The organism is Borrelia turicatae 91E135 (assembly GCF_000012085.2).
In the GTDB taxonomy this organism is placed as follows: Bacteria; Spirochaetota; Spirochaetia; order Borreliales; family Borreliaceae; genus Borrelia; species Borrelia turicatae.
The window spans coordinates 860,939-879,974 of record NC_008710.1 but is presented as its reverse complement, the minus strand read 5'-3'; the positions used below and the strand labels follow the sequence as shown (position 1 = coordinate 879,974).

Here is a 19,036-nt window from a genome sequence, read left to right as displayed (position 1 = left end):
CATGAACCTAACACAATCTAAAATATTGTTGATCTTGTCATTAATAATTCCTTTTGTTCTAACATATGGTACAGACAAAGAAAATTTGGAAAAATTAAATAAATTATACATGCTATACGACTTAAATAACAATTTACCAAAAGAACTCGAAACAATAAATGCAATCAAGAATCTAAATTCAGAGTACTATTATCTACTTATGGCCAAATATTTACTTAAAATAAAGAAATATGAAGAAGCTAATAATTTTTTAAAAAAAATACAAGAGCCTAAAGATAAAAACATAAAAAACGAAATTTTGTTACTAAAACTTAGAATCAATGAAGAAAACATAAGCAAGGACGAAATCAATGATATCTTAAATGATATCTTACATAAACATAAAGAGTTAGATATTAAAATAATTTATCAATTATATAATATTGCAAGAATAAAAAATGACAAAATTTCTTTAAAGATAAAAAATATAATCTTAAACAACTATCCTAAGAGCATTTATTCTTATAAAATAAAGAGAAATGAATAAAAAATTTTTAAGCGTAATAATATTAATTTTGACAGTAAGCGTCTTATCAGCACAAAAACCACTCAATCCAAAAGACGTGGAAATGAGATATGAAATCATTAAAGGTTCTTTTAAAGAAAGTAATTACGTAATTATCAAGATTAAAAACAAAAATTTAAAGTTCATAATCTCAAAGCCTATTTATGATACAAAAACTAATAATTATTACTTTAATGGCCAAACAACAAGTCAATTTTTACTTTCTAACAAGGTAGATATTGCTATTAACACTAGTCCATATGAGATTAAAGACAATATATTCTACCCTAACGGGTTATACATATATGATAAAAAAATAATCTTCAATGCAAAAAAAAATCAAGGAATAATTATAATCAAGAACAATCAAATAATATTAAATCCCAAGCAAGATGAAATCAAAAATTCTGACTATGGTTTTAGCGGCTTCTTTCCTTTAATCAAAAATGGAAAATACACCAAAAATTTTAAAGAAAATAAACATCCAAGAACAATAATAGGTAGTGATAAAGGAAACAAACACCTATATCTAATAACGGTAGAAGGAAGAGGTGCTAATAATAGCAAAGGGATCTCGTTAAATGAAGCAATAGATCTATCATTAAGTTATGGTATTAACAACTCTATTAATCTAGATGGAGGTGGTTCAAGCACACTTGTAACAAAATCCAACAACTCTGCTTATAAACTTAATGCTACATCTAACCTTTTTGGACAAGAGAGAATAGTCCCTTTTCACTTAGGAATAAAACTGCCTAACTGAGAAATTTCCAACCAATATTAATTCCAATAGTAACCTCCGTTGTGAGAGAAGAAAAATTCTTTACAGCAAGAGAAGTAGGTGAAATTGAAAGCATAAATAAAGGTCTAATATAGAGTCCTTTAACTTCGGGAACGAAAAAATCCGTAGCAAATCCCAAAGACAAAAACACCAAATTTTGTCTCTTAGCACTTAAATCAAGTGTATATTTAATCCCAAGAAGGGGAAATAATGTTCTAACATATTCCTTAAAAACAATCGGATAAATTCCATAAAGCCCAAAAGCAAAATACCTACTATGATGACTAGATAAAAAAGCATCTTTATAAGAGATATCCAAAATAACATAATTAGCATCAAAGAATAAACTTAGATTTACTCCATTATCCACTCTACTATAATTTTTTATAGACTTACTTATATCACTTTTGCTAGTATAATTAGTAAATTGATAAGCAAATCCCCCTCCAAAAGATAATGGATACGCGAATATTAAAGCACTTGAAGGAAAAAATAAAAATAATAAAAAAATATATTTTTTCATTGATAATCCTTACACTTTCTAAAGAAACATTATATTATTATATATAACTGTATATCAAGTAACATATATAATAAAATTATGAAAATAAAATTACTATATTTAATCTCCATAATGTTTTTAACATGCAGCAAAAAATTAGAAACTCCTTTAATAAACGAATTCAACTTACCCAAAAGCAGTATCTTAGGATTTTCAAGAAAAGTAGGAATCATAACAAAAAATTATGCTATTTTAAACAATGTAACTAAAACGGATAATACTAACTATAATTATCTAACAATAATTAGAAAAGACGAAATAGTAAAAATTGAAAAAATAATGCAAAACACAGAACAACATGGAATTAAAGGCAAATGGATACTAGCAACCTACAAAGGAAAAAAAGGGTATATCTTTAGTAAAGACATAAATATAATAGATAATATAATTATTGAATAAACTAAATTAAGTGAACTAATAATATAAAAATGTTAGCTAGCAAAAAACCAACTAACATTTTTATTACTTGTTTTTCTTTTTATGTCTATTCTTTCTTCTCTTTTTTTTTCGCTTATGAGTAGATATTTTTTGTAATTTTCTTTTTCTTCCGCAAGGCACTCCTCATATCTCCTTATTAAACAAAAATTAAATCCAAAATGTCTCTTAAATCATCATCTGGATGAAACCACAAAACATTAGGAATTTTATCAAAAAAAGTCATCTGCCTTTTTACATATAAAAATGAATTTTTAACTATTAGATCTATTATATCATTTAACATAGAATAAGGTCTACTCTTCCACAACAAAAATTCACGATACCCTATTCCTTTAAAAGCCGGTGTTGTCTCATCGTATCCTTTCCCTAATAAACTCTTAATCTCTTCAAGCAATCCACAATCAATCATATTCCCTACCCTAGATATTATTCTAGACCTCATCTCTTCCATAGGCCTTTTCAGACCAATAGCTAAAACATCCTCAATCATCTGACCTTTTTTTAAAAATTGACTAATCGGAATACCTGTTTGATAATAAACTTCAAGCGATCTTCTAATTCTATAAATATCATTTTCACTGATTGACTCATATCTTTCAAAGTCCACTCTCTTAAGTTCCTCTAAGAGATAATCCTTCCCCCTTGTAGTAAAAAGACTATTTACATAAAATCTTATTTCAGAAGAAACAGGCGGTGTGCTGGGCAATCCATATTGTAAATGCTTAAAATAAAAAGCCGACCCACCTACAAATACAGGAAGTTTGTCTTGATCTCTTAAATTCTTTATTATCTTGCTTGCTTCTTTATAAAAAACTCCAAGATTATATTCTTCAATCGGTTCCAAAAAATCCACTAAATGATGTTTTATATGAGACCTCAATTCAACACTAGGCTTACAAGAAGCAATATCAAACTCTTTATAAACTTGAATAGAATCAACATTAATTACTTCAGCTATACCTTTTGGGAAATTGAATAAAATATCACTTTTACCTACAGCCGTAGGACCAAAAATAAAAACTATTTTATTTTTCTTCAATTGAATACGTAAATCGACCTGTTACAATATCATTAAAAGCCTGACTCACTACTCTCTCATCAGAAATAACATGTTCTGCTAAAGAAATTTGATCAATAATCTGATCTGTACGAACTATCACTGCCATAACAAGTTCATAATAATTGCCATCAAAATCTTGTATCTCTTTTAAAGGTATTTTCATTTCTCTAAAACCTCCTTAATTTATTTACTTAATATATAAGCCCCTCTTCTCTATCTCATCCTTTATCAATTCAAAAACTTTATTTGCAGATTTATCAGTTGTATCAACTATAAAATCAGCTACATCTAAATAATTATCAATATCTATATTATATACAGATAAATATCTCTTTGAATCATTAGAATCTCTATTGAAAGTGCTCCTCAAAATATCGGAATACATACCACCTTCTCTGTTTATTATTCTCTCTGCCCGAATTTCTATCTTAGCATAAAGATATATCTTTAAATCGGCATTTTTTGCAAGCCAAATTGCAAGACGAGATGCAAGCACTGTATTATCCTCTTTTGAAAGCTCCAATAATTTACTATCAAGATATTCATCCCAATAATGATCATTTCTACCAATGATTTCTTTCTCATAAAACGTATCAAAGGACATATTCTTCTCTCTAGCAATATCATGAAAAGTATAATTAATAAGCTTTAGACCATAATGCTTTGCAAGCATTCCACTAATAGTTGTATTACCACAACCACTCTTGCTAGAAACAGCTATTCTCATTCAACATTCCTTAGATGTTCTTTTATTTTCTCTAAATTTAATTTCATGTTTAAAACTAAATTTCTAATATCAAGATCAATGGCTTTGTTGCTCATTGTTGTAACCTCTCTATGCATTTCCTGAACAATAAACTCTAAAATCTTGCCACATACTTCATTTTCAAGATTTTGATAAAAACTATCTATATGTGAATATAATCTTACTATTTCCTCATTAATATCTAATCGAATTGACATTTTAGCAGCCTCTTCTGCAATATTAATATCACTAAAATCATCCATTAACTTTAACAAATTTTCCTTAAGATTTAAGAAAAGTTTATTATTTATACTACTCTGAGATCCCTTTAACAATTCTAAATCATTCCGTATTAACATAAGAATTGAAATTATATCTTGTTTAGTATTCTCACCCTCAAAAGTTCTACTTTTATCATAATTTAATAAAGTCTCTTCTAAAACTTCCTTAAAAGCATGATAAATCATTTCTTGATTAACATCACCCTCATCAACAATTAAAGCCCCTCTTAAAGATAAAAAATCACTAAGACTCAATTCATCCTTAATGTTTAAATTACTATGTAATAATCTATCTCTAAGATTAGCAATAGCTTCAATATAATGAGGATTTAAACTAAAATTAATATTGGGAACCATTTCCTTATACCCTACATTTAAAAAAACATTTCCCCTTTTAACATAATTTGAAATTAAATTCCTTATCTCAAGCTCATAAGCATATAAAACTTCAGGTAATTTAAATTTAAATTCTAAAAACCTACCATTATAAGACTTTAAGTTAACACTAAACATATAATTTGAAACAACTCTTTCTAAGTGAAAAAATCCAGTCATACTTTTCATTCAAAATACCCTTACAAAAAATCATGTAAAATAAAATTATTACCAGCTCCCATTGTAACAAATAAATCATTTCTCTTTAATAAACCCTTTATAAAATCAACAGCATCGACTACTTCCTTAAAAAAATAAACATTCTGATTTAAATCTTTAAGAGCCAGAAACAGTTCTTTAGAAAGTTTATTAGGATTAAAATCTTCTCTAACCGAAAGATATATATTATGCAAAATCAACACATCAACATTACTTAAAACTTTAACGAACTCACCAAAAAGAACTTTTGTCCTTGTAAAGGTATGTGGCATAAAATCTAAAATAATACGCCTACCTTTATAAAAAGTCTTCAATCCCAAAAGAGTACTTTCAATTTCCTTTGGATGATGAGCATAATCATCAAGATATATAACTCCATCCTTTTCCATGATAAATTCCATCCTTCTTTTTATGCCCATGTACTCTTTAGCCATCATCTTTATCCGATCATCAAAGCTCCAAACCAATTTTTTATGTTCCTCAAAAAATAACTTTACCGCCAAAAGTGATAATGCAAAATTTAAAACATTATGCATCAAAGGAGACCTTAGTCTAATATCAATACCCCCCAAGAAATCAAACTTTAAAAACTCGTCTATCAACTCAAAACGTTCAATCTTAAAATCAGCTAAAGAATTAAATCCAACACTAAACACTTTAATATCTTTTCTTAAAATTCTATTTTTAATTTTAAGCAAATTAACTTCATCGGCATTTATTATTAATATTCCATTTTTCTTTAAATTATTAATATACTGCAAGAAAACATTCTCAACTGCTTCATAATTTTCAAAAAAATCAACATGCTCATAATCGATATTAGTTAAAACAATCATATTCGGTGAAAAGTGTAAAAAATGATTCCTATACTCACAGGTCTCTGCAATAAATATGTTGCTTTGACCAACAAGACTAGATTTATCTCCAAAATCTTTAACACTAGCACCTAATATTACATTAGGCTGTAATCCCAGACTATTAAACAATAGACCCAAGAATGCTGCTGTAGTAGTTTTGCCATGAGAACCTGCAACTCCAATACTATAATACTTTTTAGAAATCTTTCCAATAAATTCAGGATAAGATAAAATAGGAATGCCAAGTTCACGCGCTTCTAACAAAACAGATAAATTATCCTTATCATAAGCCGGTGAATATATTAAAATATCATATGATTTATTATGAACTTTGAGTGAAAACTCATAAATATTTTCATAATAAGTTATATTATTGCTAATTAATATATCTTCTGTATGAAATTTTAAAGGAACATCGACACCTTCTACAAAATACCCCTTAGCATTAAAAAAACAAGCAAGTGAACAAAGTCCAGAGCCCTTAATGCCTACAAAAAAAATATTACTTAAATTATCCAAGTCAACATTCATCATTCTTTTCCAAATCACCTTTTTGATCATAGAATTTATGTATAATAACATCAATACCAGATATATTAATTACCGTATATTTTAGTACGTTTTCAATAATATAATTTCTAAGCATTTCAGCATCATTAAGTAAATTATTTTCAAGTGGAATATCTAAAAAAAGCTTAAAAGAATAACTGCCCTGATTTTTTTTAATCTTCAAATTATAGACAATATAATTTTCATTATATTCAGAAACACAATGTTCAATAATTTGTCTTACAGCATTTTTGGAAACAGATAAAATGCCACCTTCTTCATGAAAATGAGGCTTTACAATAGAACGAATATAGTTTCTTTTTTTTGATAAAAATCCTTTACTTTTAAAAAAAACTCGTATTGAATCTAATAATAAATTAGGCTTAATAGACGTTATCTCAAAGGCAGCTGCTGGAACAACATGTTCGCCCATTTGTCTTGAAATTCTTGCCTTTTCTATTTCCCTTTTAGTAGAAATATCTGTTATATAAATAATTTTAGAAGAACTAGGCAATAAAAGTCTAGAAGTTATTTTATCTATCATTCGAATACTTGTTCCCAATATTAATATTTTATTGAAATTTTCTCTACGCAAAGCTTCAACAATTTCGTTTCTATGAGCATCATCTTCAAAAATAGAACGTCTTATTGCATCAAACATATTATTCTCGAACTTAGCAGAACTCCCAGCAATAATTTTCATATTTTTTATTAAAACACCATCATCAATTATCAAAGGAATAGAATATTTATCTGCTATCAAATGGGATCTAAAACTTTTTCCAGTACCAGCAACACCCACTAAAGAATAAACCTTAATTTTTACAAACTTATGTTTAATAGCAATTGAAATGCCCTTAACTGTACCTAAGACATTTTTAAATGTGCTCTTATTAAATAAATCCCTTAAAATCATATACACCAAAAATATTACTTATCTGTTTTAAAAAATCTGAACTAGGTTCAACAAAAAATTCATTTCTTAAAAATAATGACTGGTTAAATTTTATCAAAAAAGAATGTAAAAAGTAATTGGTTTTTACAAATTGAGAATCATATTTCTTATCATTAATCAAGGCATGTTTATTAAACGCACATTGTGCTCTTATTTGATGTGTAAATCCTGTCTTAATTGACACCTCCGCAAGTGTTGAAGACTTAGACACTAAAATTGGTTTAATATCAGTTACAGCATTACATTTATCTATATCATTGATAACAAAAGTTTTTCTTGCAATCTTATCTCGATATAAAAAATTTTTATAAGTCAAAGGTTTTGTAATCACACCATCAAGTAAAGCCAGATACTTTTTAATAACAACACCACTACTAAATGCCTGACTTAAAATCCTTGCAGAATTTATATTCTTTGCAAAAATAATAAGTCCTGAGGTATTTCTATCTAATCTATGCACAGCTGAAGGTTTAAAACTAAGAGATCCAAGACTTTCATCTAAAAGATAAGCATTAATCAAAGTATCAAGTGAATATTTATCCCCATGAACCAAAATTCCTCTCCTCTTATTAATTACAAGCAAATCCGCATCCTCATATACTATTCTTTTCTTTATATCTCTTAATATAGCAACCTCATCTTTGACTGTTACCCTGTTTAAACTCAAACCCTGCAGTAAAGGTTTATACAAATAAATTTTATCATCCTTAAAAATTCTATGCGAAAAAGAAACCTTTAAATTATTTAAAAGAACATCTCCATTTCTAATATGCCTGATTATTTTAGATTTAGGGAATTTTAAAAACTTTATCAACACTGCATCAAGTCTTTTACCATCGTCATTCTTTAGAACATCAATAACACTATATTTACCAACATTCCTAACATTTAAAGACAACATACAACTAAATTTTACTACATTTTTGACAAACAAAATTAACTATCAAAAATGAACATACAGAGATAAAAAGCGAAGGAACAATAGGATGAAAATAATAACTACCTAATTCACCATAAAAAATTATGATCAAATAACTTAAAAGTCCAAAAACCTGAGAAATAAAAGCCGATATTTTACTTACAAAATTAAAATAAAGTCCAAAAACAATAATAGAAAAGAATGAAACTTCCAAAGCTCCAATTGCGAAAATATTTAAAAAAAGCAAAAAATCAGGTGGTTTTAAAGATAAAAAAACTATTATTAACATAAAACAAATATTAGAAATAATAATAATTTTATTAATCCCAATATTAGCACTAATATTTTTACTTAATGACAATATTGACTTTACCCAAATCGAAGACAGCAAAAGAAGACCTGAATCTATTGTAGACATTATTGCTGATAAGAGTCCTACAAAAAATAATATAAATATTTTAGGATTTAAAACCTTTAATGCTACATTTAAGATAACTTTATCATTTAGTTCTAATTCAGGAAAAATAATAAGAGAAAAAAAACCTATTAAATGCATAATAACAACTAAAAATCCTATTACAAAAGTAACAATAGGAAGAGAAAATCTAATAGCTTTCACATCTTTAAATGCTATAAAATTATTAACAAATTGTGGTAGCCCCAATACCCCAATTCCTATTAGTATCCAAAAAGAAATTATATATTCAATTTTCAAATCCAAATTTGATGGCAAAAATAGATCATCTCTAAGATTCAACCGAGCCATCTTAAAAAGATTACTAATTCCACCACCCAAATCAACTAACCTTGAAAATAATAGTACAGACGCTATGATCATCAAAATACCTTGTATTAAATCCATATATGCTATCATCTTAAACCCTCCCAAGCAAACATATAAAAAAACAAATAGAGAGAAAAAAATAAGAGCATCAGTATAATTAATTTGAAAAAAAACCTCTAAAAGTTTAGCACCTCCCATAAGCTGAGCTGAGATTAAAAACAAAGAGAAAAAAATTATTATCAAACTACTAACAAAAACTAAAGATCGACTAAGATATCTATATCCAATATAATCAACAATATTTATTGCATTAACTTTTTTAGCTTCCAAATTCAATTTCTCACCAATAATAACAAATGAAATTAAACTTGTAGGAATTTGAATAACTGCTAAAAATATAAAAGACAATCCATATCTATAAACAGCCGAAGGCCCTGAAATAAAACTACTAGCACTAACATAGGTAGAAGCAACAACTAATGACATTACAAAAAAATTTAGCCCCTTATTTGCAAGAAAATAATTATGTAAAAATGACGCTCCTCCCCTTTTTTTTCCAGCAAAGATGCCAAAAACACAATATGAAATCAAAAAGATAAAAAATAAAAAAAACGCTTTAGTCATTCTTAAAAAAAATCACAAAAAAACACACTAATAACAAACTGAAAATAGGAAACAAGATACACGATAGAAAAAACCAAAGAGGAATATTAAATACATCAATAGGAAAGTAAGATAAATAAGCTGATAAAAGCCACCAAATAAACAGAAATAAATATATAATACTTGCAAAAAATACTTTATTTATCAATTAAAAATCCTTTTAAAAATATTAAATATAATTATATTATAATGTATAAAATAAACATGAAGAAACATAAAAATATATTAATCGGTGTATGCGGGGGAATCGCAGCCTATAAGTCAACCTATATTATCTCAAGTCTAGTAAAGATGGGATATAATATCAAAGTTATAATGACAAGAAACGCGACTAAATTTATTACTCCCTTAACATTAGAGACGGTCTCTAAAAATAGAGTGGTTCAAAGCCTATGGAATACAAGCCATGAAGAAGTAGAACACATAAATTTGGCAAGATGGGCAAATTTAATATTAATTATTCCAGCAACATACAACATCATTTCTAAAATTGCATCAGGAATTGCTGATGATACTTTAACTACAGTCATATCTGCAAGTACTGTTCCAACCTATTTTGCAATAGCAATGAACAACATAATGTATCAAAACCCCATTCTAGAAGAAAACATTAAAAAACTAAAAAAATATAATTATAAATTTATTGAACCTGATGAAGGATTCCTGGCATGTTCTTTAAATGCTATTGGACGACTTAAAAATGAAAATGATATTTTAAAAATAATATTAAACGCATTAGATCCAAAATTACCATTAAAAAACAAAAAAATACTAATAACCGCATCCAGAACTGAAGAAGAATTAGATCCAATTCGTTACTTCTCAAATAAATCAACAGGACAAATGGGATTCAGTTTAGGCATTGAGGCACGAAATCTTGGAGCCCATGTAACAATAATTACAGGTCCCAGCAATGAAAAAACACCTTATGGAATAAACGTTATTAGAATAAAAACAGCATCAGAAATGTACAAAGAAGCAATAAACATATACCAAGAATTCGACGTTATAATTGGCGCTGCTGCTGTTGCAGACTTTAGACCCGATAAAATTTATAAGACTAAAATCAAAAAAGATACTATTGAAGACCTTCATATTAAATTTATCAAAAATCCGGACATAATAAAATATATAGGTAAAAACAAAACTAAAAACCAAATTGTTATTGGATTTTGTGCTCAAAAAGATGAAATCTTAATAGAAAAAGCCAAAGAAAAACTAAAAACTAAAAATTTAGACTATATTATTGCAAACGACTTAAAATATTTTGGATCAAGCCTAAACAAAACTTATATAATAGACAAAAATAGTGTTAAAGAACTTCCTGAAATATCAAAAAAAGAAACGGCAACAGAAATTTTAAAAATTTTATATCAATAATTCGTTAAAAGTTTCCTTAAATACTCTGAACGAGTTGTTCTCTTGATCTCTTTAAGCTTACCTGAGAGTAATGCAGATTTATTATAAACAGCGCCCTTAATTGCAAGATTCATTAAATCAACATTTTTACTCTCAATGATCTTAGAATAAAAATTATCAAAATTACCCTTCCTAGCTGCAAGACACATAGCAATATTTGTAAGCAACTTTGAAGGTTTATTAATATTTTCCTTTTCCAAGAGATTTAAAGCGATTAAACCTGCAGAATTTATATCTTTATCCAAAAGATAACTAAACATAGTAAGTTTAAAGTTATTCTCAACACTAAAATCAAGCATTATATTTTGTATCTCTTCATAACCAGACCCCATATCTACTAAAGCTTTACCTGATGCTTCTCGGACTTTTAAAGAAGGATCACTTTTGATCTTATAAATTAATACCTCTTTTGAAGCAATATCGCCATGACTCTTAATAGCCTCAACGGCACTAATCCTAATGTTAGCATCAGAATCTCTTAAAAAATCATGCAAAATCTCTTTTGATTTCAAAGATACATCCCTTGAGAGTGCCTCCACAATGGCAATTTTAATATTATAATTGTTATTATTATTTTGAAGATACAAATCGGCGCTCTCTGTTATTTTTTCAGGCAAAAGATATGATAAAGCCTTAATAGCTGAGGCCTTAATTGATGGATTTTCATAACTATCAACAGAAATTTCATAAAATCTATCTGCATAATCAACAGCATCAGATTTTCCAAGAGCAATGAGTATTGCCGATTTAACTCCATCATTACCAGAATATTTATCATAAACATTCATCATATCTTTTGAGTATTCAGGAGAAGAAAGCTCACCAAGATAATAAGCAGCAGTAGCCACAATATTCCCTTCCTTATTCTCAAGGATATCAATAAGAGTCTTTTTTAAAGAATCCTTACTGCCAAATTCCTTAAGATACAAAATTGCCAAATTAATCAAATTGTTAGGATATCTATTACTCTCATAATTATCAAGAATATAATTAGCAGCATCAACACTGCCTGCATATTTAAGTGATAAAAACAAATCAAGAATTGCTAATTTAAGATCAATATTAAAAGTTTTCTGCAACCTCTTTTCAAGCAACGCATTATATTCACCATCACCTGATTTTTTAAGACTATTAATAATTTCAATAACTTGGGCATCAAGTCCATAAGAAATAGCATCATTTACCCGCTTCACATCTAAGTTAACATTTTTAAGAACAGGATTTTGAGTATCATCTCTCTTTAAATCATTTTCTGTAATATCCTTACCGATCTTATGTTCCTGAGACGCTAAAGGTTTAATTGATAATATTGTCCCTTTAATAGCAAAAATATCAAGCATAATACAAAAGAAAAAAACAAGCTCTAAATACTTCATAAAATCTCCCTACTAATAAACTTAAAAAGTTTATTAACACCAAGTAAATAATAACACAGTATTAAAATAACAATACTAATTACGCCTGCAACACTTAATAAGTAAAAATTACTGAAACTAAATCCTACATCCCATTTAACATTCTTAAAAAGAGTATAAAATAAATATAAGGGAATAAGGGAAATAAATGCCTTAATAAGAGCTACTAAAGACCTAACAAATTCAAGCTTCATCCCCCCCTTAAGTCCAATGAAATAAAAAATAACTACACATAAAGCAAAAGAAATTGATTGTGCAATAGGCAAAATGTCTACCACTTTATAAAATCTAATACCAAAAATTGAGATTGTAATATCAATAGCAGCAAAAAGAAGATTAAAGTAAAGCGGAATTTTTGAGTTACGTATCGAAAAATAATATTTTTGAAACAATCCAAAAATCGAAGAAAATGGTAATCCAATTAAAAAATATTGTAATACGTTAACGGTTCTTTGAGTGTCATATACGGAAAACTTACCTCCTGTAAGCAATAAATTTAGAATAGGACCAGCCCAAATATACATTAAAAATGACATTGGAATCAAAATAAAAATCAAAATATCAATTCCATGATTCAAAATCAAATTTAATCCTTTATTATTGCCTAAAGAAGCATATTCTGCCATCTTAGGAAAAATAACTGTAGAAATAGAGACATAAAAAATTCCAACAGGAAGCTGATAATAAACAATTGCATTACTTAAAATAGAAACACTCCCAATATCCAGGATTGATGCCAAAGCAAATGAAATTTGCTGAGTAGTAATTGCTACTAAAGCTGATATAATCATATGCGCCCATCTTTTTAAAAATCTCAAAAATGAAGAATCATTAAAGTTAAACATTGGTCTATATGTAAGACCAATATAAATACAATTTATCATCTGAACTAAAAATTGCAAAATCCCACCAACAATTACTCCAATAACAGCACTATATATTCCATATTGCTTATAAAATAAATATATGCTTAATATAATGCTAAAAGAGAGCATAACGGGAGAAAAAGATGGAATAAAAAAAAACTTATAAGAATTTAAAACCGATGAAAATATCGATGATAAGCTTATAAGTAACACATAAAGTATTAAGTAGTTAAATATATAACTAGCCAATTCCAAATGACTACCTCTATAAGAAGATACAAAATACATAATTTGTCGAGAAAAAAGAATCATAACAGAAATAAGAAGACTAATACTTATAATATTAAAAGTGATAACTCGTCTGAAAAAATCAATAGCATGTTTACTAGATTTTTTCCTCTCATGAGTGAATTCCGGCATAAAAGCTGAAGTCATTGCACCTTCTGAAATAATCTTCCTTAAATTATTCGGAATATTAAAAACATAATTAAAAATATCTGACTCAAGACTTGCCCCAAAATAGTAAGAAAATACCTTAATTTTAATAAAACCCATTATACGTGAAAAAAAAATCGAAACCATAACAATAACTGTTGAGAGAATATCTTTATTCATCAAAATTACCTTCATCATATTTGCTCAAATAAAGCTTTCTAAATTTTGTAAAATCACCATTCATAATTGCATTGCGAGCCTTTTTAATAAGTCTAAACATATAATGAATGTTATGCTCACTGGCCAACATCACTCCAAGAGTTTCTTCTGATTTGATTAAATGTCTTAAATACCCTCTTGAATACCTTGTACATAAAGTACAAGAACAATCTCGCTCAACAGGACAAGTATCAAAATTAAACTCAGCCCTCTTAATACGCAATATTCCATTATCAGTTAAAAGTGAACCATGCCTAGCAATTCTTGTAGGATTAACACAATCAAAAATATCAATACCATAATATATTGCATCCAATATATAGTGAGGAGTACCAATTCCCATTACATACTTTGGCTTAACCTTAGGTATTAATGAAGAATTATATTCAAGAATTTCTAAGTATTTATCTCGTGGTTCTCCAACAGAAATTCCACCAATTGCGATACCAGGACTATCTAATTCTAAAATCGCCTCGGTACTTCTTTTTCTCAAATCTTTAAAAAAATTACCCTGAGTTATTAAAAATAAAAGACCATCATACCCTTCTTTTCTATTCTCATAAGCACGCAGTGTACGACGAGCCCAAGAGGTTGTAATATTTGTATACAAACTCGCCTCACTGTAATCAATCCCATAAGAACTACAAATATCAAGCGCCATAATAATATCACTCTCAAAAATTTCTTGCATCTTAAATACACTCTCAGGTGTAAAATAGTGCCTAGAACCATCAATATGCGATTTAAAATCTACTCCCTCAGTCTCAATCTTTCTAAAATTAGCTAAAGAAAATACTTGAAATCCTCCAGAATCTGTCAAAAAATTTTTATCCCAGGCTGTAAAATTATGTAAACTTCCATATTTTTTTATCACATCAATACCGGGTCTTAAATAAAGATGATAAGTATTTGCAAGCATGAGATCACATCCCAATTTTTCAAGCACATCATGCTTTAAAGCTTTCATTGCACCCAAAGTACCAACTGGCATGAAACACGGTGTTTCAACCTTCCCATGAGGAAGTTCAAGAACACCAAGTCTTGCATTAGAATTTTTGTCATTTTTAATAATACTAAACATAAAATTTAAAAAAACCTACTACTTACACACAAGATTATAAATGATAAAATTAATAACAATAAACAAAATAGTGGGTAACGAACTTGCAACTGCTATAGGCAAATATCCAAGATCTGCTAAAAAGCTAAAAACCATAATTGACATAACATACACAACTGCAAATGCAATACTATTTAACAAACTCCATATAAAAATATTTTTTTTCAAAGCAAGACTTACAAAACTCACAGTAAAACTAAGAAGTATTAATCTAAATGAAAAAAAGATTCTGCTTAACAAATCAAATAAAGCTTCAGAATAATCTAATTTTTCTCTCCTAAGAGCCTTAATCCAGCTAATAAGCTTTGAAAAATTCAACGTTTTTGACGACAGCATAACTATTTTAATATATTCAGGCTCTAAATTAATAATCCCCCTACCATCAAGAACTTCATGAAATTTTTCTATCACATCTCGTTCGATCTTAGAAAATTCCCTAACACCATAAAGCCTCCATCTGGAATCAATCCACTCAGCCTTACTTATATCATACCTTTTTTTAAAATTATCATTTTGATCTTTTAAAATAATCATCAAGTTAGCAATAGTATCATTCTCGATATCATAATGCTTAATATTGTAAATTTCTCTCGCAAAATCCCTAATGATTATATTTCTATCATTTGCACCTTGATTGCCAACACTATTCTTAAGAAAAGCATCCCTTTTAGCAATAGTATCTATAACCAAATAATTATCAAAAAAAAAGAGCATTACTGAGATAAAAACACTAAGCATAATTATTGATCTTAATATTCTAGAAATAGAAATACCACAACTAAAAAGTCCTATTATTTCGTTTCTCATAGAAAGATTACCAATAAGATTAGAAACGGCAAAAAGAAAAGATAAAGCCAAACCATCTGAAAAACACTTTGGCAAATAAAGATAATAAATATAAACAATATCACTAATACTAAGATTATGATCAAGATAATTAAAAAGATTGGTAAATAAATCGATAAGCACAATTAAGATCACAAAAAGAAAATTCATAAACAAAAAAGTTAATGATATATTATTCACGAAAAGCTTATCTACTTTCATTTCTTTAAAAGTCTCAAAAAAAGTATCAAACCTGCAAAAATTAACATCACATTTGGTAAGACAGTAATAAGAAAAGGATTTGGGGAATACTGAACAGTATAAACTTTTCCACCAATAAACATTACCCAATAGAAAACACAAATAAGAATTGAAATCACAAGTTCAAGAATAATAGAATATTTTTTATTTGAGTACATGCCCATACCAAAAGCCAAAAAGATAAAAAATAAAACAGACAATGGTAAACTAATTTTTTGATAAAATTCCAAACAATAAAGAGCATAACTTCTCTTAACAATTAGATCTTCATAAGGGCTATAATTTAAAATTAAATTATGCATATAACTTAAGTTTTCAAGAACAGATTCTTCATCTAAAAAACTATTCTTATCATACAAATAATTCAAATAAATATTTGAAAAATTTAAATACAAAAGATCTTCCTCTAAATCATTTTTCATATTTAATTCTTTAACTAACTTATCTTGCTTAACAATAAGTTTCATAACATCTCTAATACTCATCTGCGATGGTGCCACATAACTTAATAACCAACTATCACTAAACGTTACTTGATCAATTGAATATTTCATCCGATCAGCATAAAAATAGTCATAAAACCCACTCTCATCCTCTGTTAAGGCAATTGATAAAACATCATTCAAAATAAAATATACCTGATAATTTTCTTTTTGAATATTAAGTTCCCTTGCCATCAATATTCTGTCATAACCTTTAAGTCTAGTATTATCAAAAAAAGTAACATTTTTATACCCCGTTTCAGATTTTTCTCCTGATACAAATATTAAATCTCCATACTGTTTGCTTGAATAAGGCTTTAATATCAAATGAGGTATTTCTTCTTTGATTTCATTAAAAATTTTCAATCTACCAATAGAACCAAGGGGAAGTAAAAAATCATTAGTAATAAACGAAATTAATGCAATAACTACACCTAATTTAAAAAATGGAACTAATAAATTAAAAATAGATATTCCAATTGACCTAAAAGCCAATATTTCATTATTAAGTTTAAATCTATAAATGGTAAGTATTACAGAGAGTAAAGCCGCAAAGGGAGGTGAAAGAGCAATTATCATAGGAAGTGAATATATAACAAAAATAAAAGCCTTTAAAAACGGAACATAGTTTTGAAGAAGTATTCTCATAAAAAAAAGTATTTGGTTTATGAAAAATACAAAGAAAAAAAACAAAAAAGTAATTAAAAAATACTTAAAAAATTCAATAATTATGTAAGATTCATAATTGTTTTTTAATACTCTCATTTACAAAAACCAAACCATTATTTAAAGTCCCAAGTACAACATAATCATTAAAATTTAAAATTTTTACTAAATTTAAACTAATAAGTCCATCACTAGGGCCTAAATAATCCCAACTATCATTTACTGTATCATAAATTAATAAACCATGTTCAAAAGTTGCAAATAATAATTTATTATCCCTAATCTCCATATCAAGAAAATATCCAATGCTAGGATCATTGTTAACATTATATTTTACATATGTATTATTATCTAAACTTAATCTAAAAAGACCTCCTCCATAAGTTCCAACGTAATAACCACCATCATGCTTCTTTATAAAATTAACATTTCTCTCACTCTCTATTTTGCTAAAAAAATTTAAATGTTTAATTTTATTAAAATTAGTTAGATCAATGCTATAAATAGCCTTATCCATTGTTCCTACCAATAACAAATTTTTCCGCTCATCTAAATACAGTGATGAAATCTTATTAGAACCAAGTTTGATATAAGTCCAATCACCTACATCGGAGTAAAACCAGAGTCCAGCATCTAGAGTACCAACAAAAATGCCATCTTTAGCACCCAGTAAAACTTGTATACTATTTAAGTTAACATTTAAAGGTATTTTAACTTTTTTAATAGCCCCTTCCAAATCATCAATATAATAAAGAGCATTATTCCCACCAACGTATATAACTCCTTTATGCTCTGCAAATCCTTTAAGTCCATTTAAAACGATACTTTTTTTATCTTTAATATAAACCTTATATTTATTACTCTTAACATCATATCTTAAAAGACCACCAAATATGTTTGAAACAAAAATATTACTCCCTAAAACAAACATATCAAAAATACTATTATCTAAAAATCCTAAAGCTTCTAGATTTAAATAATTTATTCCAAATTTATTATTCAAGAAATTATAAATTCCTAGATCATAGCCTGACTTAAGAGAAGTTTTATCAATATCCTTTAATGCAGAGATTGCACCCACTTTATCCTTAACAAAATATTTTAATTCAGCAATCCTAAGACTAGCATGAGAATTTTGATAATCTTTTAAAAAATTATCAAAATGATATTCAGCTAGATCATAAGCGCCTATGTTATAATTCATATAACCAAAAAATAAATTGGCTTTAGCAATTAATTCTTTATCATAATTTTTCTCATCAGTCACTATTTTATTTAAGTAGTAACTGGTCATGCCAAAATTTTTTTGGGCATAACTCTCTCTAGCACTTTTAAAATAAGAATTATCCTCTTTTAAAAAAGCATCACTTAAGAAAAAAGATTCATCATCTCTAAGACCCAATAAATGACTTCTTTTATTAAGATCTAACTCATCAATATCAAATTCATCGACATTCAATTTTTGAATATCATCGAGAAAATTAGGAGATAAATCAACATCTTTACTAGTCAAACATGAAAAAAAGAAAAATAAGCTCACGAAAATAAGCTTATTTTTAAAAATATTATTTATATGATCTACAAATCTCATAACAT

At 27.5% G+C, this 19,036-nt stretch carries 20 protein-coding genes; 4 read left to right on the top strand and 16 right to left on the bottom strand.

The window, feature by feature from the left end; genetic code table 11:
* The first annotated feature begins 1 nt into the window (after nucleotide 1).
* Both BT0_RS04215 and BT0_RS04210 read left to right on the top strand, forming a co-directional pair.
* Nucleotides 2-526, top strand: coding sequence for a hypothetical protein (locus tag BT0_RS04215; protein WP_011772759.1), 525 nt, complete (start codon nucleotides 2-4; stop codon nucleotides 524-526).
* Nucleotides 527-659: 133 nt separating this feature from the next.
* Entirely contained in the window at nucleotides 660-1,307 is a 648-nt protein-coding gene (locus BT0_RS04210) for a phosphodiester glycosidase family protein (RefSeq protein WP_418214859.1), read from the top strand.
* Here BT0_RS04210 and BT0_RS04205 read toward each other — a convergent pair.
* A complete protein-coding gene (locus BT0_RS04205; protein ID WP_011772757.1) occupies nucleotides 1,300-1,848 on the bottom strand; it encodes a TDE1717 family outer membrane beta-barrel protein in 549 nt (182 codons plus the stop codon). The two genes, BT0_RS04210 and BT0_RS04205, sit on opposite strands and share 8 nt — an antisense overlap.
* Before the next feature lie 78 nt (nucleotides 1,849-1,926).
* Here BT0_RS04205 and BT0_RS04200 point away from each other — a divergent pair, with 78 nt between their 5' ends.
* Nucleotides 1,927-2,286, top strand: coding sequence for a hypothetical protein (locus BT0_RS04200; protein ID WP_011772756.1), 360 nt, complete (start codon nucleotides 1,927-1,929; stop codon nucleotides 2,284-2,286).
* A 175-nt stretch (nucleotides 2,287-2,461) separates the two neighbouring features.
* On the opposite strand, the gene miaA is transcribed toward BT0_RS04200, so the two are convergent.
* The 9 genes from miaA to BT0_RS04155 are packed head-to-tail and all read right to left on the bottom strand — an operon-like array spanning nucleotide 2,462 to nucleotide 9,880.
* Nucleotides 2,462-3,364 carry a tRNA (adenosine(37)-N6)-dimethylallyltransferase MiaA gene (miaA, locus tag BT0_RS04195; protein WP_011772755.1) on the bottom strand — a complete coding sequence of 301 codons (903 nt, stop codon included), beginning with the start codon at nucleotides 3,362-3,364 and terminating at the stop codon, nucleotides 2,462-2,464.
* Nucleotides 3,351-3,548 carry a DNA-directed RNA polymerase subunit omega gene (locus BT0_RS04190; RefSeq protein ID WP_011772754.1) on the bottom strand — a complete coding sequence of 66 codons (198 nt, stop codon included), beginning with the start codon at nucleotides 3,546-3,548 and terminating at the stop codon, nucleotides 3,351-3,353. Before BT0_RS04190 ends, miaA begins: the two co-directional genes overlap by 14 nt.
* A gap of 24 nt (nucleotides 3,549-3,572) precedes the next feature.
* On the bottom strand, nucleotides 3,573-4,112 hold the full coding sequence (cmk, locus tag BT0_RS04185) for a (d)CMP kinase (protein WP_011772753.1): 540 nt from the start codon (nucleotides 4,110-4,112) through the stop codon (nucleotides 3,573-3,575).
* The gene (locus BT0_RS04180; protein WP_011772752.1) at nucleotides 4,109-4,975 is read right to left on the bottom strand and encodes a YicC/YloC family endoribonuclease; all 867 of its coding nucleotides are present in this window, start codon (nucleotides 4,973-4,975) and stop codon (nucleotides 4,109-4,111) included. The genes cmk and BT0_RS04180 overlap by 4 nt, the downstream gene beginning before the upstream one ends.
* Nucleotides 4,976-4,986: 11 nt before the next feature.
* Nucleotides 4,987-6,393 carry a UDP-N-acetylmuramate--L-alanine ligase gene (murC, locus tag BT0_RS04175; RefSeq protein WP_041178596.1) on the bottom strand — a complete coding sequence of 469 codons (1,407 nt, stop codon included), beginning with the start codon at nucleotides 6,391-6,393 and terminating at the stop codon, nucleotides 4,987-4,989.
* Complete coding sequence (locus BT0_RS04170) at nucleotides 6,383-7,327, bottom strand: hypothetical protein (protein WP_041178539.1); 945 nt, start codon at nucleotides 7,325-7,327, stop codon at nucleotides 6,383-6,385. The genes murC and BT0_RS04170 overlap by 11 nt, the downstream gene beginning before the upstream one ends.
* On the bottom strand, nucleotides 7,305-8,267 hold the full coding sequence (locus BT0_RS04165; RefSeq protein WP_041178595.1) for an RluA family pseudouridine synthase: 963 nt from the start codon (nucleotides 8,265-8,267) through the stop codon (nucleotides 7,305-7,307). The genes BT0_RS04170 and BT0_RS04165 overlap by 23 nt, the downstream gene beginning before the upstream one ends.
* A 4-nt stretch (nucleotides 8,268-8,271) precedes the next feature.
* Nucleotides 8,272-9,693, bottom strand: coding sequence for a sodium/pantothenate symporter (gene panF, locus BT0_RS04160; protein WP_011772748.1), 1,422 nt, complete (start codon nucleotides 9,691-9,693; stop codon nucleotides 8,272-8,274).
* On the bottom strand, nucleotides 9,686-9,880 hold the full coding sequence (locus BT0_RS04155; protein ID WP_011772746.1) for a DUF997 family protein: 195 nt from the start codon (nucleotides 9,878-9,880) through the stop codon (nucleotides 9,686-9,688). The genes panF and BT0_RS04155 overlap by 8 nt, the downstream gene beginning before the upstream one ends.
* A gap of 56 nt (nucleotides 9,881-9,936) precedes the next feature.
* Between BT0_RS04155 and coaBC the strand changes: the two genes are divergently transcribed.
* Nucleotides 9,937-11,112, top strand: coding sequence for a bifunctional phosphopantothenoylcysteine decarboxylase/phosphopantothenate--cysteine ligase CoaBC (gene coaBC / locus BT0_RS04150; protein WP_041178594.1), 1,176 nt, complete (start codon nucleotides 9,937-9,939; stop codon nucleotides 11,110-11,112).
* On the opposite strand, the gene BT0_RS04145 is transcribed toward coaBC, so the two are convergent.
* Genes BT0_RS04145 through BT0_RS04120 form a run of 6 tightly spaced genes read right to left on the bottom strand, consistent with a single transcriptional unit; the run spans nucleotide 11,106 to nucleotide 19,031 of the window.
* Nucleotides 11,106-12,527: a HEAT repeat domain-containing protein gene (locus BT0_RS04145; RefSeq protein WP_011772745.1), complete on the bottom strand. Its 1,422-nt coding sequence runs from the start codon at nucleotides 12,525-12,527 to the stop codon at nucleotides 11,106-11,108. The genes coaBC and BT0_RS04145 overlap by 7 nt on opposite strands.
* On the bottom strand, nucleotides 12,524-14,047 hold the full coding sequence (murJ, locus tag BT0_RS04140; protein WP_041178538.1) for a murein biosynthesis integral membrane protein MurJ: 1,524 nt from the start codon (nucleotides 14,045-14,047) through the stop codon (nucleotides 12,524-12,526). The genes BT0_RS04145 and murJ overlap by 4 nt, the downstream gene beginning before the upstream one ends.
* Nucleotides 14,040-15,167 carry a tRNA guanosine(34) transglycosylase Tgt gene (gene tgt / locus BT0_RS04135; protein ID WP_011772743.1) on the bottom strand — a complete coding sequence of 376 codons (1,128 nt, stop codon included), beginning with the start codon at nucleotides 15,165-15,167 and terminating at the stop codon, nucleotides 14,040-14,042. Before tgt ends, murJ begins: the two co-directional genes overlap by 8 nt.
* A gap of 18 nt (nucleotides 15,168-15,185) precedes the next feature.
* A complete protein-coding gene (locus BT0_RS04130; protein WP_011772742.1) occupies nucleotides 15,186-16,253 on the bottom strand; it encodes an LptF/LptG family permease in 1,068 nt (355 codons plus the stop codon).
* On the bottom strand, nucleotides 16,250-17,539 hold the full coding sequence (locus tag BT0_RS04125) for an LptF/LptG family permease (RefSeq protein ID WP_011772741.1): 1,290 nt from the start codon (nucleotides 17,537-17,539) through the stop codon (nucleotides 16,250-16,252). The genes BT0_RS04130 and BT0_RS04125 overlap by 4 nt, the downstream gene beginning before the upstream one ends.
* Nucleotides 17,514-19,031: a hypothetical protein gene (locus tag BT0_RS04120; protein ID WP_011772740.1), complete on the bottom strand. Its 1,518-nt coding sequence runs from the start codon at nucleotides 19,029-19,031 to the stop codon at nucleotides 17,514-17,516. The genes BT0_RS04125 and BT0_RS04120 overlap by 26 nt, the downstream gene beginning before the upstream one ends.
* Nucleotides 19,032-19,036: the final 5 nt, after the last annotated feature.

What these genes read in the sequence shown, in the direction of transcription:
- BT0_RS04215 (WP_011772759.1), top strand. Translation starts at nt 2, where the DNA reads ATGAACCTAACACAATCTAAAATATTGTTGATCTTGTCATTAATAATT.
- BT0_RS04205 (WP_011772757.1), bottom strand. Translation starts at nt 1,848, where the DNA reads ATGAAAAAATATATTTTTTTATTATTTTTATTTTTTCCTTCAAGTGCT.
- BT0_RS04200 (WP_011772756.1), top strand. Translation starts at nt 1,927, where the DNA reads ATGAAAATAAAATTACTATATTTAATCTCCATAATGTTTTTAACATGC.
- BT0_RS04190 (WP_011772754.1), bottom strand. Translation starts at nt 3,548, where the DNA reads ATGAAAATACCTTTAAAAGAGATACAAGATTTTGATGGCAATTATTAT.
- cmk (WP_011772753.1), bottom strand. Translation starts at nt 4,112, where the DNA reads ATGAGAATAGCTGTTTCTAGCAAGAGTGGTTGTGGTAATACAACTATT.
- BT0_RS04180 (WP_011772752.1), bottom strand. Translation starts at nt 4,975, where the DNA reads ATGAAAAGTATGACTGGATTTTTTCACTTAGAAAGAGTTGTTTCAAAT.
- murC (WP_041178596.1), bottom strand. Translation starts at nt 6,393, where the DNA reads ATGAATGTTGACTTGGATAATTTAAGTAATATTTTTTTTGTAGGCATT.
- BT0_RS04170 (WP_041178539.1), bottom strand. Translation starts at nt 7,327, where the DNA reads ATGATTTTAAGGGATTTATTTAATAAGAGCACATTTAAAAATGTCTTA.
- BT0_RS04165 (WP_041178595.1), bottom strand. Translation starts at nt 8,267, where the DNA reads ATGTTGTCTTTAAATGTTAGGAATGTTGGTAAATATAGTGTTATTGAT.
- panF (WP_011772748.1), bottom strand. Translation starts at nt 9,693, where the DNA reads ATGACTAAAGCGTTTTTTTTATTTTTTATCTTTTTGATTTCATATTGT.
- coaBC (WP_041178594.1), top strand. Translation starts at nt 9,937, where the DNA reads ATGAAGAAACATAAAAATATATTAATCGGTGTATGCGGGGGAATCGCA.
- BT0_RS04145 (WP_011772745.1), bottom strand. Translation starts at nt 12,527, where the DNA reads ATGAAGTATTTAGAGCTTGTTTTTTTCTTTTGTATTATGCTTGATATT.
- murJ (WP_041178538.1), bottom strand. Translation starts at nt 14,047, where the DNA reads ATGAATAAAGATATTCTCTCAACAGTTATTGTTATGGTTTCGATTTTT.
- tgt (WP_011772743.1), bottom strand. Translation starts at nt 15,167, where the DNA reads ATGTTTAGTATTATTAAAAATGACAAAAATTCTAATGCAAGACTTGGT.
- BT0_RS04130 (WP_011772742.1), bottom strand. Translation starts at nt 16,253, where the DNA reads ATGAAAGTAGATAAGCTTTTCGTGAATAATATATCATTAACTTTTTTG.
- BT0_RS04125 (WP_011772741.1), bottom strand. Translation starts at nt 17,539, where the DNA reads ATGAGAGTATTAAAAAACAATTATGAATCTTACATAATTATTGAATTT.
- BT0_RS04120 (WP_011772740.1), bottom strand. Translation starts at nt 19,031, where the DNA reads ATGAGATTTGTAGATCATATAAATAATATTTTTAAAAATAAGCTTATT.